The following is a 15,158-nucleotide window of genomic DNA, read 5'->3' as shown; positions in this document are numbered from 1 at the left end:
AAGAACAGTACTGTTCTTCCATTGTAATCGCTTTTCTGCTCTCTATGCTACTTGTTTTTCTTGCTCCATTTTTTGCTTAGCTGGTGTCCTATTTACCACAATGATTCCCGCGGCTACACATGCTAAACCGAGTAGTACAAATGAATGAATTGCTTCACCTAAAATCATGCTCGATAATAACACACCAAATACGGGTATAAAGAACATGTACATAGATACTTTTCCAACCTTGTTGTACTTCATAATTGTATTCCAAATGCAAAAACCAGCTGCAGATAAGAAAGATAAATAAATTAGCATAAGTATTACATGTAGACTAAATGTAAATGGCATGACTCCAACTTGTAAAGCCCCTATACATAATAATCCTATAGAACCAAAAACCATTTGGTATGCTGTCATATAGCCAACATCTAATGTTTTACTACCTTCTTTTGCTAATATGTTTCCATATGAATACAGCATTGCTGCACTAAGAAGTAATAAGCTTCCGATCCCAAAATGAAATGATAAGCTACCATCACTCGGCACATTTACTAAAATGACGCCACAAAAACCAATCGATACCCCAATTATTTTTCTCATATTGAGAGCATCATCTTTATATAAAAAATGGGCGAGTAAAATTTGAAAGAATGATGATGTCCCTGAAATGATAGCTCCTTCAATTCCTGAACTATAACTCATTCCAATGTAAAAACAGATATATTGAAGAAACGTTTGGAATAAACCAATTTGTATTAACTGTTTCCCTGTTCCTTTTTTGAAGCTCATATCTTTTCCTAACACTTTAAAGAATAATAAGAGCATGACTCCAGATAAAAAGAAACGATAACCGGCAAATAATATTTGCTCTCCAACTTCTTGTGGTTGAATTCCAAGTTCAACATAACTTAACTTAATAAAAGGAAATGCGCTTCCCCATAAAAAAGTTGCTACTATTGCAGCAATAAATACGCCAATCGGATGGGTAAAAAATTTCTCTGTCTTCACTTGTTGTCTTCCTTTCCGACCTTTTTATGAACAATATTCATATATACCAGAGGAGTTGCGAAAACACAAGTTTTCCGTTTATACTTGAAACAAAACCGTACCATCTCATAAAAACATATGATATAATATAGAATAATTACAACATAATAACTATTAAAAACAGATTCAACAGAAATGCTGCTATCCATTATGGATGGCAGCTTTCGTCGTTTTATAGGGGTTTCGATTTTGATTATTTTTCTCAATAAGAATTCGGAAGGAGCGGGTAGTAATGAACTCAGAAGTAAAAACGTTACAGGCAAAAGAAACAATTTCCCATCCCTCTTTATGGGACACATTAAAAAAACATTATGAACTTGTATTTGCAGTAGCATCTGGTATTTTTATTTTAGTTGGCTGGTTATTCACAAAGAACGATGCAATGAATGTAGGTATTACTTGCTATATCCTTGCTTATATAGTTGGTGGATATGCAAAAGCGAAAGAAGGCATTGAAGATACGATTGAAGAAAAAGAGCTAAATGTTGAAATGCTAATGCTCTTTGCAGCTATTGGTGCTGCAATTATTGGCTACTGGGCAGAAGGAGCTATCTTAATCTTTATCTTTGCGCTCAGCGGTGCTATGGAATCTTATACGCTAAGTAAAAGCCAAAAAGAAATTTCCGCTCTTCTTGACTTACAACCCGAAGAAGCATTACGTATTTCTAACGGAACTGAGGAACGTGTTCCTGTTGGAGGGTTACAAATTAACGACATTATTTTAATTAAACCAGGTGAACGTGTTCCTGCTGACGGTACGATTCATAACGGTGAAACAAATATCGATGAAGCAGCAATCACGGGAGAACCTATTCCAAATGAGAAAAGACATGGCGATGAAGTATTTGCAGGTACTGTAAATTTACGTGGTGCTATCGAAGTTAAAATTACGAAGCCAAGCGATCAAACATTATTCCAAAAGATTATCCGTCTCGTCCAAAGTGCACAAAGTGAAAAATCACCATCACAACTATTCATCGAAAAGTTTGAAGGAACATACGTAAAAGGTGTACTACTCGTTGTTGCGCTTATGATGTTCGTTCCTCATTTCTTACTTGACTGGAGCTGGAATGAAACGTTTTATCGCGCTATGATCTTACTTGTAGTCGCATCTCCTTGTGCACTCGTTGCTGCCATTACACCAGCAACGTTATCTGCAATTTCTAACGGAGCAAGAAATGGAATTCTCTTTAAAGGTGGCATACATTTAGAACGCCTCGCTTCAGTAAAAGCAATCGCCTTTGATAAAACAGGAACATTAACAGAAGGAAAACCTACCGTAACAGATGTATATGTTCGAGAAAATATGACAGAAAAAGAAGTACTTTCTATTACAGCATCCATTGAAAGTCACTCTACACATCCTTTGGCTGAATCTATTGTTAAATATGCACAACATGCGTACGACATTACATTAAAAAAACCTGAAAAGGTTGAAGATGTAACTGGTTTTGGGCTAAAAGGAATATTGGAAAACACTGCTTATAAAATAGGTAAAGCTGATTTTATCGGTGAAGAAACAAAAACATTTCATAATGGTATTTCTGCCTCACTTGAAAAGGAAGGTAAAACTGTCGTTTATATTAGTGATGAGGGAGGCATTCTTGGACTTATCGCTTTAAAAGATACGCTTCGCCAAGAAACAATAGCTGCTATTCGTGAATTACAAAGCATTGGTGTCGAAGCAATTATGATTACTGGAGATAATGAAGAAACGGCAAAAGCAATTGCCTCTGAAAGTAATATAAAGGAATATTACGCATCATGTTTACCAGAAACAAAAGTTGAAACGATTAAAAAGTTAAAAGAAAAATATGGTACAGTAGCAATGGTCGGAGACGGTATAAATGATGCACCTGCACTAGCTACTGCTAGCATTGGTGTCGCAATGGGAGAAGGAACAGATGTAGCTTTAGAAACTGCGGATGTTGTACTGATGAAGAACGAACTATCTCGTCTTTCCCAAGCAATTCGTTTATCAAAACGAATGAACCGTATTGTGAAGCAAAACGTAATCTTTTCGCTAGCCGTTATTGCCATGCTAATTTGTTCAAACTTCTTGCAATTTTTAGCTCTTCCATTCGGTGTTATTGGCCATGAAGGAAGTACGATTCTTGTCATTTTGAATGGCTTACGATTATTAAAAGGCAGCAAATAAAACGGGTCCCTCATAGAGGACCCGTTTTTTTAATGATAGCTATTATGACCGTTCGCACTGCTACTCGTTTTATGCTTTGGATGCGAACTGCTCTTTTGTTTATTATTACTTTTATTGTTATGGTTCTTTTTATTATTACTCATGAAATATCCCCCCTGTTCCTTTTTATTATGGAACAAGAGCTCATTATTCATTACGGGAATTATTGTCACCGGTTCTATAATGGTGGAGTAAACCATTAATTTCACCGCCAAGTAAAATTACCCATCCAGTTAAGTAAAACCATAACATTAAAATAATGATACCACCGAGACCACCATATGTATTGGCGTAATTCGCAAACTTATCTACATAATAAGCAAATGAGTACGATACCACAATCCATCCTACAGTAGCAAATAACGCCCCTGAAATAACTTCTCTTCTTTTTAACTTTCGATCTGGGGCAAATGTATATAAGAAACTAAACAAAGCAAATAGCACGAAGAAACTCGCTACTAATCGTGTAATGCTCCACACGAAAGAAAAACTATCTGATAAACCGAGTGCTTTAAACACTGCTGCTCCAATAACTTGTCCGAATACCGGAACAATTAACGCAAAGACAATCATAAAAATAATAGCTAATGTAAACACAATTGATAACGCTCTTGTTGTAATAAAAGAACGTGTTTCCTTCACGTCATAAGCGCGGTTAAAAGCATTCATAACCGCATTAACACCATTTGAGGCAAACCATAACATGGATAATAAACCAAATGATAATAAACCACCATTTTGCTGGTTTACAACTTTATCTACATTTACCTCAATTAAGTTCATTGCATCATCTGGTACATAAACCTCTAATAAACTAAGCACATCCTCTGTTTGAATGGGAATAAATCCAAGAAGCGTAATTAAGAAAACGAGCCCAGGAAAAATTGCAAGCAAGAAGAAATAAGCGAGCTGTGCTGCCAAGCCCGCTACATCATCGCGCATCGTCCGGTCATATAAATCTTTACCAAACGAATAAGTACGATTTCTTCTCACCTTTTCTAAAATTTTTCTCATATATGTTTAAACGCTTTTCTTCTCTTCTTTATCTTGCTTTAACTCAATGTACGCTTCAGTTTTTTTTTCCACTGCATTTGAGTCTTTCATAAATAATTCACGCGCTTCTTTCATACCACCATCTTCAGCAACTACTGGCTCTTCTTCTGCTTTCAGCTCATCTACCTTTGGAGATACAGCTTGAATTTCAATCGTTTCTGGCTTTTCTTCTGGCTCAACTTTTTTCTTACTAAAAATTTCTTTCGTTTCTTTTAACGTCTCTACAACAGATGGCGTTAATTTTTTAATTTCTGCTACTTTCGCTTTTACCACATTGAAATCAGCAAGTTCGCGTCCTTTATCTGTAACAGTTTGCACTTTTTCTTTGATCTTTGCATTTTCACCAATTTCAATCATCTTTGTTTTTGCTTTTTCTGCTGTATTTTTTACTTTTTCACGGTTTTCTTTCTTTAACATGGATACAGCTACACCTGCCGCTACACCAATCGCAATGTTTCGAGCAATATTATTTTTCTTTGCCATATTCCTTCACCCTTTCATTTCTTATGTTAGAAAGTATTTCTTTCTAAGCTTCCTCATATTCCTTGTTCATTTCGAATGAAAGCTAATAGCTTTGCACACCCTTCTGTTACAAGGTCATATACTTCTTGGAAATTCCCTGTATAGTAAGGGTCAGGAACGTCTGTCCAGCCACCGTCTGGAACAAAGTCGGACAGCCTACCAATATAGCCTCCAGTTTTACCTAAACTTTTTAAATCTGCTATATTCTTGTTGTCCATGGCAATAATATAATCAAACTTTGTTAAGTCTTCTTTTTCTACTTGCCTTGCTTTAATTCCTTCAAAAGTGACTGCATTTTCTTTTAAAATTTTTTGTGTTCCTTTATGTGGCGGATGGCCAACATGCCAATCTCCAGTTCCTGCAGAATCAATGACAATTTTCTCTTCAAGTCCCTCTTTTACGACAAGATTTCGAAAAATCGCTTCTGCCATCGGAGAACGGCAAATGTTCCCAAGACAAACAAACAATACTTGAACCATACTTTTGTTTCTTCCCTTCTTGGTGCATTTCTTAATATATACTTATAGTATAAACAACCAATTATTAAATATAAAGGAAATCCCTACTAATTTAATGGGATTGAAAAGATTCATTAACGAAAATGATAAAAAATGTTAAGATAGCCTTATGTTATTTTAAAGGGGGACACTTCGGTGGATTTATCCGTAAAGTCAGAAGAAAACGTTGAATATATGGTCGAAGCTATTAAAGAAAAATTACGTATGGTTAATGCTGGAGCGATGAGAGCTGCTAGTTTTAACGAAGAAATGTACGAAGATTTACGTGACATTTATGATCATGTTATGAAACGTGAAACATTCAGCATTAGTGAAATGCAAGCTATTACAGAAGAATTAGGTACATTAATTAAAAAGTAAAAAAGCCTCTCTTATATGAGGCTCTTTTTTATTTCCAACAAATTCATGACAACTCATCTCTTTCCCTCAACCAACTGTAAAATATTGTACAATAGAAGTAGAACCTCATCTTAGATTTTTTCTCCATACATACTACTCACAAATAATAGCAACACTACCATTGCTAACTGTTTTTACTGGAGGTGCTTACTTATGAGCAATTGGTACAGTAAGACGAAAGATCAAACATTAATTGACCTAGAAACAAACGAACAACACGGTTTAACAGATGAAATTGTAAGTGAACGTTTAAAGCAATACGGTTCTAATGAATTAGCTACAAAACAAAAACGCACTTTATGGCAGCGTATTTTCGCCCAAATTAATGACGTCCTCGTATATGTCCTTATTATTGCTGCCCTTATTTCTGCCTTTGTAGGTGAATGGGCGGATGCCAGTATTATCGCGCTTGTTGTAGTTTTAAATGCTGTTATCGGTGTTGTCCAAGAATCTAAAGCAGAACAAGCTTTAGAGGCACTAAAAAAGATGGCAACACCTAAAGCTATCGTCAAGAGACATGGTGAACTAAAAGAAATTCCATCTGAACACGTCGTTCCAGGGGATATCGTTATGCTCGATGCCGGACGATATATCCCCTGCGATTTACGCCTTATTGAAACCGCAAATTTAAAAGTTGAAGAATCTGCTCTAACTGGTGAATCTGTCCCTGTTGATAAAGATGCAATCTACCACCCTTCCATGCAAAGTGATGAACAAGTACCACTCGGCGATCAAAAAAACATGGCCTTTATGTCTACTCTTGTAACATACGGAAGAGGCGTCGGTGTTGCTGTTGAAACTGGAATGAACTCACAAATTGGTAAGATTGCTACCCTTTTACATGAAGCAGACGATGATATGACACCACTTCAAAAAAGCTTAGCACAAATCGGAAAATATTTAGGCTTTGTCGCTGTAGCTATTTGTATCATTATGTTCCTCATCGGTTTTTTACAAGGCCGGGATACGTTAGAAATGTTTATGACTGCTATTAGTTTAGCCGTTGCAGCTATTCCAGAAGGCTTGCCAGCTATCGTTTCCATCGTTCTTGCAATTGGTGTGCAACGTATGATTAAACAAAACGTTATCATTCGCAAACTACCAGCTGTTGAAGCCCTCGGTTCTGTCACAATTATTTGTTCAGATAAAACAGGTACGTTAACGCAAAATAAAATGACCGTTACTCACTTTTATAGTGATAACACATACGATCGCTTAGAAAGTTTAAATGTAAATAATGATGCGCAACGTCTATTGTTAGAAAATATGGTGCTATGTAATGATGCGTCTTATAATAACGAATCACAAACGGGAGACCCGACTGAAATTGCACTTCTCGTTGCTGGAACCACTTTTAACATGCAAAAAGATTATTTAGAAAAAATACATGAACGTGTTAACGAAGTACCTTTCGATTCAGATCGTAAAATGATGTCAACCGTACATACATACGATGAAAGCTACTATAGCATGACGAAAGGCGCTATCGATAAGCTCTTACCTCGATGTACCCATATTTTTAAAAACGGCAAAATCGAGATTTTAACTGATTCTGATAAAAATCAAATATTAGAAGCTGCCGGAGCAATGTCTCAAGAAGCTTTAAGAGTACTTTCATTCGCATTTAAACAATACAATTCAAACGATATGGATATAAATCATCTTGAAGAAAATCTTATCTTTATTGGTCTTGTCGGTATGATTGATCCACCACGAACCGAAGTGAAAGATTCAATTAAAGAATGTAAAAAAGCCGGTATTCGCACAGTTATGATTACTGGTGACCATAAAGATACCGCCTTTGCAATTGCCAAAGAACTTGGCATTGCTGAAGAAATATCGGAAATTATGATTGGAACTGAATTAGATAACATTTCTGATACAGAACTAGCTAGCAAAATTAATCATTTAAATGTATTCGCTAGAGTCTCTCCAGAGCATAAAGTGAAAATTGTAAAGGCATTACGCGCGAAAGGAAATATCGTTTCTATGACTGGTGATGGTGTCAATGATGCACCATCTTTAAAGCAAGCTGATGTTGGCGTAGCGATGGGCATTACAGGAACAGACGTTGCAAAAGGGGCAGCAGATGTCGTGTTAACAGATGATAATTTCTCATCTATTGTGAAAGCCGTTGAAGAAGGTAGAAATATTTATCGTAACATAAAAAAATCAATTCTCTTTCTACTCTCTTGTAACTTCGGAGAAATTATCGCTTTATTTTTAGCGATTTTACTCGGCTGGGCAACACCACTACGACCTATTCATATTTTGTGGGTGAATTTAATTACAGATACACTGCCTGCATTATCACTTGGGGTTGATCCTGAAGATCCAGATGTGATGAAGGAAAAACCACGACATGCGAAAGAAAGCTTATTTAGTGGCAGCGTTCCTTTCCTGATTTTCAATGGAGTTATCATTGGACTTTTAACGCTAATAGCTTTTATCGCCGGAGCAAAATTCTATACTGGAGATACAAATTTATTCCCTCTTTTCCCAGAGCGAATTGATGACGATGCTCTATTACACGCTCAAACCATGGCATTTGTCGTTCTTAGTTTTTCTCAGCTCGTTCATTCATTTAACTTGCGTTCAAGAACGAAATCAATTTTTTCAACTGGGATCTTTACAAATAAATATTTAGTCTTCTCCCTTCTTATCGGTGTTCTTATGCAAGTTTGTATCATCTCCATCCCGCCCCTTGCAAGTATATTCGGTGTACATGCATTAACGATGCGAGATTGGGGATTTGTTCTCTTATTAAGTATCATTCCACTTGTTGTGAATGAGATTATTAAATTAGTGAAGAGAAACTAAAAGGCAATGAGGACTCTTCCTCATTGCCTTTTCATTTACCCTTGTAATTCTTTTTTAATGTTCTCAGTTAATGTAGCCATACGTTTGCGGCTTTCTTCACGCTCACGTTTGTTTTGCTCTTCAATTTGTTGTGTTTCTTGCATACCTCTTGAAATAATGTTCCAAGTTTCCTCAAGTGTTTCCATCTTAATACTAGAAGAACCTGATAATCTCGCTACTTCTACACTTTGCGTTGCGATATTTTGTGCATTTTTCTTAAGTAATTCATTTGTACGGCGATCCAGTTCAGCCATAGAATCTGCAACAAGCTTTTGACGCTTCGCATTTACCGCTTGAATGATACCATTTTTAAAGATAGGAATCGTTGTAATAAATGCTGTATTGATTTTACCAATTAATTTATTATTACCACGTTGAATCATACGAATTTGTGGTGCTGTAAGTAGCGCAACCATACGCGCTTTTTCTAAATCATCAATACGTTGCTCTAAAATTTCAACAGAGTTTTTAAGCGACTCTAATTCAATACCTGCTAATTGATCATTATTACGCACACGCTCTTCATACATCGGAACTAATTCTGTATTTAAACGCTCTAATAGCATTTCTCCTGCTACTACGTACTTCTCTAAGTCTAAATAATATTTTAAGTTTTGCTCATACAAGCCATCTAACGTACCAATTGATTTTTTCATCTCATCTTGGTACTTCGTAATTTCCACATATACTTTATCAATTTCACGGCCCATCGTTTGATACTTGCTAAAAATTTGTTCTATCATTTTATCCGCTTTTTTGAACATACGTGAGAAGAAACCACTTTTCTCTTCCGCAAAGTCTTTGCTATCAAATCTGTCCATAATTTTACCAAGCTGTTTTAATAATTCACCAGAATCTTCTATCTTTGATAATGACATTGTATGTAAAATTTGATCAGCAAAACGTGAAATTTCCATAGAAGGTTCTTTTCCAAGTTCAATTAATTCTAATTGATCTTTAATATCTACCGCATTATAAATACGTTGTACATCCGCATCTTGTCTAAGTTGTAAGCGAACATCTTGTGCTGTTTGCTCATTTAATTCTGTTTTCGGATCTAGTACGACTGGGTTATTCATATAGTATTCTCCCTTTCCTTATAAAAATGGACGAAATAGTCCTTTTATTGTTTGTGATAAATTTTTATAAGCTGATGAACCATGAAACTCAAGATCGAAATTAACCTCTTCAAGCCAATGGGAATCAAATGCCCCCGCTTCAATATACGGTTCAATATCGTTTCTTCCCGTTGGATTGAAATGGAATACATCTACTCCAATTTGATTTAAAAATAGTAATAAAACAGCATCAGAACGAGTTAACTCTCCACTCTTCTCATTATTAAATATAACAATTTTCGGTACATCTTGTGAATAATCAAATTTCTCAAGCTGTTCTAAAATATTCGGTGGTATTTGAGAAAGTTGCGCGAAAACATATAGCGCTACATCTTGTTTCGTCTCTTTCGCAATTGGTTTGCACATTTCACTTTCACACGTATGGATAATCGCTTCTGCAATACCATGTTGTAAACCTTCCGGTAAACGCTTATGCGGCCACCAATGGCTATTCATAATTAGATCCGGATGTAATTTCCCAGCTCGGTCCAATGCATCTCGATAATGATATTGGAAGTTTGCTTTTTGCTCTTTCGTAAATGGGAATGTATTAATTAGTAAACTGTTATCAAATGATGTAACAGCCTTTAATCGTTGAAAATACTCTTTATCATTCTTTGAAACACCTGATATTTTCGCAAATAAAGAAGGGATATAAATGTGTTTATTTTCAACAAAGAATGTCGGGCGTACAAACGCCTTTTCTTTCGTAATTAAAAAGAGTTCATCATATGTTGTTTTTAGTGTACGAGCTACAGGCGTATAGGAACGGAATTGCCACGGCTTGTACAGCAGTGAATTATCGTGGTGAAGTACTTGCTCAATTTCTTTTGAAGCTTGATACGCTACTGTTGCCACACGCTCGCGGCGGCGATCTGGAAATGGTTCAAGAGAAATACGGCCTGGATGAGACACAATAAAGGTCCTTCCCTCTTCATCGACATTCTCAAATCCATCTTTTCCTTCTGGATGATAATAAAGCACATCACAACCGAGCATAATAAGAAAGTATAAGAAATATATACGGCTTTCCTGTGCATCACCATACCAAACGATACGCGGCATTTGTTTCTTATAATTAATCGTAGAGAACCACTTCGCTACATAATTTTCGCTTAGTTTAATTATGTCGATTAAGAAACGACGGAAGCCTTCTGTCTTTAACGACTGATTATGTTGTTTCTCATATAATTTCAATAGTGAAATAAACGTCGTATGTATGTAATGCTGTAAATCAGGATTGTCTACTTTCGGTAAAAGTTGTTTCCCAGATAAGTGTGCAACTAACCTATTTACTGTCAGACCATTTGGTGCTTCTTGATGTAATCCGAACACTTCTTGAATATGACGAAGCTTTTCCGAATCAATCACTTTGTTTAAATTTTGTTCGTGTAAAACTTCGATTCCTTTCGCTTCACTATAATCAAACAGTTCATTAAAATATTCATCTACATCATTAGGAACGCCAAGGATTCGACATGCTATATAACTAAATTTCATCTCATTCTCTGTCAGTTCATATTGTGGACGTTTTTCTAAAAGCGTTTCAAATTGCTTTAAATCTGATTCATCTTTTAATGCATATGGTTGAAGTGTAAAACGTGAAAACACAACAGTTCACCTCCAAAAACATTTACGTTTTTTCTAAGTCCTTCTTCTATTATAAACTATTTTTGGTTATAAAAAATGGGCGCTCACAAAACGAGCAAACCCATTTCAATTATTTATTGTCTTCTTTAGTAACTGCAACTTCTTCTTTAGCTTGTCCAGAATTCTTCATGTAGTGAATTATAAATGTTGCTCCAAATGCTACAACTAAAATAATAAAGAATAGTGTATGACTAATCTCAATCTCGATTAAAGACAGTAACATTTTCGATGCAATAATTAAGATTAAAATGTATGCTGTCGTTTCAAGCTCTGGAATACGCTCTAACAATTTCAAGAATACACCGGCAATACCACGCATCATTAAAATACCTAGCATTCCGCCTAATAATAAAATCCAAACTTCATTAGATACACCAAATGCAGCAAGTACACTATCTACAGAGAATGCGATATCCATTAATTCGACCATTGCAACTGTTCCCCAGAAGACACCGAACATTCTGAAGAAAATACTGTTTTGGTTCATACCATGAGCTTCCTCTTCTTCACCTGCACCTTTACGCTTATCAATAAAGTATTTTACTGATAACCAAGCAAGGTAAAGTGCACCAAGAAGTTTTACCCACCATAATTTAATTAAGAACATTCCAATTCCAATTGCAATAAAGCGGAATATATAAGCTCCAATAAGTCCATAGAATAATGCTTTTTTACGTTTCTCTTCAGGAAGGTGTTTTACCATTACTGCTAACACAAGTGCGTTATCAGCAGATAACAACCCTTCAAGTACAACAAGTGTACCAATTAATCCCCAAGATACTGGATCTTGCAACACTTTAATCCACATGTCCAAGTCAAAAAACTGAGCATACGTATCAAGGATTCCTTGCAAAATACTCATCTTACCTTTATCCCCTATTCTTTGCTAGATTTATAGAAAGGTCAAAAAAAGGAAACGAATATCGTTTCCTTTCTATGCATCCAAGCCATACGCTCTTACAAGCGCACCTAAACCACCTTGGAATCCACTTCCTACTGCATTAAACTTCCACTGTCCATTATGACGGTATAATTCACAAAAGACAACTGCTGTTTCGATGGAGAAATCTTCCCCTAAGTCAAAACGAAGAACTTCTTCACTCGTTTCTTCATTCGCTAAACGAACAAACGCATTTCCTACTTGCCCAAAGTTTTGACTACGGCCTTCTGCATCATAAATCGTAACTGTAATAGCAATTCTGTGCACATCTGCTGGAACTTTCTTCAAGTCCACAACAAGTTGCTCATCGTCACCTTCACCTTCACCTGTACGGTTATCTCCTGTATGTAAAACAGATCCACAAGGAGACTGTAAATTATTATAGAAGATAAAATCAGTTTCCTTCGTACATTTTCCGTTTGCATCTAATAAAAAGGCAGATGCATCTAAATCGAAATCAGCTCCACCGTCATAAGATTTAATATCCCATCCAAGACCAATTACTGCTTTTGTTAAACCAGGGCTTGTCTTACCTAAATCGATTTTCTGGCCTTTTTGTAATTGAATAACCATCTATATTCACCTCTATATGTTTATCTTTAAAAATATATCCATCAGTAAACATACATTTCACCAATGGATATATAAATCAAATCTATTACTCTACATCTAAACCAAAGTTATTACATAGAGACGCTAATCCACCTTGGAATCCACTTCCGATTGCATTGAATTTCCAGTCACCTGCATGACGATATAATTCACCTACTACTACGGCTGTTTCAATAGAGAAATCTTCTCCTAAATCGTAACGAATTAATTCTGCATTCTTTTCTTCATCTAAAATACGTACGAAAGAATTAGAAACTTGTCCGAAGTTTTGGCTACGGCCTTCTCCATCATAAATTGTAATTGTGAAACAAATACGTTCGATGTGAGCAGGAACATTTTTCAAATCTACTTTAATCGCTTCGTCATCGCCTTCACCTTCACCAGTGCGGTTATCTCCTAAATGCTCTACAGCACCATTCGCACCTTTTGGATTATTATAGAAAACGAAATCTTCAGCTCCTGAAACTTTACCATTCGCACCTACTAAGAAAATACTAACATCTAAGTCGAAATCGTTTTGTCCGTCATAACGATTCGTGTCCCAACCAAGTCCTACAAGAACTTTCGAAAGACCTGGATTCGTTTTTGTTAAGTCTACCTTTTGTCCCTTTTTCAATGAAATTGACGCCATATACAATTCCTCCTCAGTTTATTTTATTGATAACGTGATACAATCTCACTTAAGTTTTTATCTTGCGTTCCTTCTCCAACTGCTGAGAATTTCCATTCACTTCCTTGACGATACATTTCACCTGCAATTAGAGTCGTTTTGCCAGCATAATTATCCGATAAATTATAGCGTGCTAATTCTTCACCAGTTTGCGGGTTTTGAATACGAATATATGCATTACGAATCATCCCGAAATCTTGACGACGATTTACACAGTCATAAATATTTACAACGAATACTAAACGATTAATACGGCTCGGAACTTTATGTAATTCTACGAAAATTGTTTCGTCATCACCAGCGCCTTCACCTGTTAAATTATCTCCTGAATGAATAATACTACCACAAGTAGAAAGTTTATTTCCGAAGTAAACTAAATCATTTTTGTTTAAAAAACGATCTCCTTCTAACATAACAACAGATGCATCACAATCTACATTTGGTTTACTTCCAAATAATGAAGACAGAAATCCACCTGATTGCCCAATTGGATCCCAGCCTAAGCCAACCTGTAGTTTTGCTACTTTTGGTTGTCCTTTCGTTAAATCGATCTTTTGACCTTTTTCTAAAATAATAGGCATGAAGTTTCTCCCTTTCTACAAAGCATTTTCCAAATCGGAAAATATTGTATTCTTCTCTTATATTGTAGCATTATTTACCTAGCGATAAAAAGGATAAATTCTCAGTTATATGAAAACATTCATATAATTTACTTATGATGATGTAAGAAGTGGTAAATAGCACCAATCATTCCTGCACAATTACCGTTTTGCGCAAGTTCAATCTCACAATTATTATAAATCTCTTGATTTAAGTATTTACTGATCTCTTCTTTTACTTCTTTTAAAAACTCATTTCCTCTATCGGTAATTCCTCCACCAATAATAATCGTTTCTGGATTAAAAATATAAGCAAGATTACTAATTCCGATTGCCAAATGTTTAAAAAAAATCCCAACTGCTTGAGCAACTTCTCTATCTCCTTTATCATACAACTCGAAAATTCTTTTCCCATTCCACTCGCCTTTGCCTTTATATTTTCTTACAAGCCGAATTAATCCTGAAATCGAAGCAACCTCTTCAAACGTTTTTCCTTCTATTAGCATATTCCCCCATTCACCAGCACTAAATGAATGTCCTCGGTACAATTCTCCATCTATAAAAATTGCTCCCCCAATCCCTGTTCCAATGGTGAGCATAATAAAGTTATCTTTCTCTCTTCCACTACCATTCCACTTTTCTCCAAACGCTGCACAATTCACATCATTGTCAATCGATACTGGAACTTTTAATATCTCTTGCAATCTATCAATAATAGGAATCGTACTATATCCCGGAATATGATCCGCACCTCCCGTCACAATTCCTTTATTAATATCAACAATTCCCGTAGTGCTAATACCAATTCCTGCAATAGTATGTTCATTCATTATTTTTTGGGATACATATGTAAGTTTTTGAATAATTTGTTCTCCGCCTAAATGAATTTCTGTTGCAACTGTTTTACGCTTTAATACTCTCCCTATTTCTGAAACAATACCATACTTAATTTGCGTACCGCCAATATCAAACGCTATATACTCTTTCAT

14 protein-coding genes are annotated in these 15,158 nt (G+C 35.7%); 3 read left to right on the top strand and 11 right to left on the bottom strand.

What is annotated here, in order from left to right:
- Positions 1 to 42 precede the first annotated feature (42 nt).
- The gene (locus MHB52_RS02400; RefSeq protein ID WP_000845706.1) at positions 43 to 993 is read right to left on the bottom strand and encodes a DMT family transporter; all 951 of its coding nucleotides are present in this window, start codon (positions 991 to 993) and stop codon (positions 43 to 45) included.
- 271 nt (positions 994 to 1,264) lie between these two features.
- Between MHB52_RS02400 and MHB52_RS02395 the strand changes: the two genes are divergently transcribed.
- Positions 1,265 to 3,190: a heavy metal translocating P-type ATPase gene (locus MHB52_RS02395; RefSeq protein WP_001083770.1), complete on the top strand. Its 1,926-nt coding sequence runs from the start codon at positions 1,265 to 1,267 to the stop codon at positions 3,188 to 3,190.
- 186 nt (positions 3,191 to 3,376) lie between these two features.
- Here MHB52_RS02395 and MHB52_RS02390 read toward each other — a convergent pair whose 3' ends face one another.
- The 3 genes from MHB52_RS02390 to MHB52_RS02380 are packed head-to-tail and all read right to left on the bottom strand — an operon-like array spanning position 3,377 to position 5,283.
- The gene (locus MHB52_RS02390) at positions 3,377 to 4,243 is read right to left on the bottom strand and encodes a YihY/virulence factor BrkB family protein (RefSeq protein WP_001226536.1); all 867 of its coding nucleotides are present in this window, start codon (positions 4,241 to 4,243) and stop codon (positions 3,377 to 3,379) included.
- A gap of 6 nt (positions 4,244 to 4,249) precedes the next feature.
- On the bottom strand, positions 4,250 to 4,765 hold the full coding sequence (locus MHB52_RS02385) for a DUF4075 domain-containing protein (protein WP_001085388.1): 516 nt from the start codon (positions 4,763 to 4,765) through the stop codon (positions 4,250 to 4,252).
- Positions 4,766 to 4,818: 53 nt separating this feature from the next.
- Positions 4,819 to 5,283: a low molecular weight protein-tyrosine-phosphatase gene (locus tag MHB52_RS02380; protein WP_000250916.1), complete on the bottom strand. Its 465-nt coding sequence runs from the start codon at positions 5,281 to 5,283 to the stop codon at positions 4,819 to 4,821.
- 174 nt (positions 5,284 to 5,457) lie between these two features.
- Between MHB52_RS02380 and MHB52_RS02375 the strand changes: the two genes are divergently transcribed.
- Positions 5,458 to 5,682 carry a DUF1128 domain-containing protein gene (locus MHB52_RS02375; RefSeq protein ID WP_000366196.1) on the top strand — a complete coding sequence of 75 codons (225 nt, stop codon included), beginning with the start codon at positions 5,458 to 5,460 and terminating at the stop codon, positions 5,680 to 5,682.
- A gap of 192 nt (positions 5,683 to 5,874) precedes the next feature.
- Positions 5,875 to 8,541, top strand: a complete 2,667-nt coding sequence (locus MHB52_RS02370) for a cation-translocating P-type ATPase (protein ID WP_061663398.1) — start codon at positions 5,875 to 5,877, stop codon at positions 8,539 to 8,541.
- Positions 8,542 to 8,576: 35 nt separating this feature from the next.
- Here MHB52_RS02370 and MHB52_RS02365 read toward each other — a convergent pair whose 3' ends face one another.
- From MHB52_RS02365 to MHB52_RS02335, 7 genes are all read right to left on the bottom strand, one after another.
- A complete protein-coding gene (locus MHB52_RS02365; protein WP_001064409.1) occupies positions 8,577 to 9,659 on the bottom strand; it encodes a toxic anion resistance protein in 1,083 nt (360 codons plus the stop codon).
- An 18-nt stretch (positions 9,660 to 9,677) separates the two neighbouring features.
- Entirely contained in the window at positions 9,678 to 11,309 is a 1,632-nt protein-coding gene (locus MHB52_RS02360; protein WP_000492866.1) for a YceG family protein, read from the bottom strand.
- A 109-nt stretch (positions 11,310 to 11,418) separates the two neighbouring features.
- Positions 11,419 to 12,210 carry a TerC family protein gene (locus MHB52_RS02355; RefSeq protein ID WP_016117113.1) on the bottom strand — a complete coding sequence of 264 codons (792 nt, stop codon included), beginning with the start codon at positions 12,208 to 12,210 and terminating at the stop codon, positions 11,419 to 11,421.
- A gap of 72 nt (positions 12,211 to 12,282) precedes the next feature.
- Complete coding sequence (locus tag MHB52_RS02350) at positions 12,283 to 12,861, bottom strand: TerD family protein (protein WP_000236643.1); 579 nt, start codon at positions 12,859 to 12,861, stop codon at positions 12,283 to 12,285.
- 85 nt (positions 12,862 to 12,946) lie between these two features.
- Positions 12,947 to 13,531: a TerD family protein gene (locus MHB52_RS02345; RefSeq protein WP_000146726.1), complete on the bottom strand. Its 585-nt coding sequence runs from the start codon at positions 13,529 to 13,531 to the stop codon at positions 12,947 to 12,949.
- Positions 13,532 to 13,554: 23 nt separating this feature from the next.
- Entirely contained in the window at positions 13,555 to 14,151 is a 597-nt protein-coding gene (locus MHB52_RS02340; RefSeq protein ID WP_016117112.1) for a TerD family protein, read from the bottom strand.
- A 128-nt stretch (positions 14,152 to 14,279) separates the two neighbouring features.
- A complete protein-coding gene (locus tag MHB52_RS02335) occupies positions 14,280 to 15,158 on the bottom strand; it encodes an ROK family protein (protein ID WP_061663397.1) in 879 nt (292 codons plus the stop codon).

This window comes from Bacillus sp. FSL K6-0073, from assembly GCF_038006085.1.
GTDB classification, from domain to species: Bacteria; Bacillota; Bacilli; order Bacillales; family Bacillaceae_G; genus Bacillus_A; species Bacillus_A cereus.
Note: the sequence above shows the minus strand (reverse complement) of the source record. Positions and strands in the feature narration are given on the sequence as shown.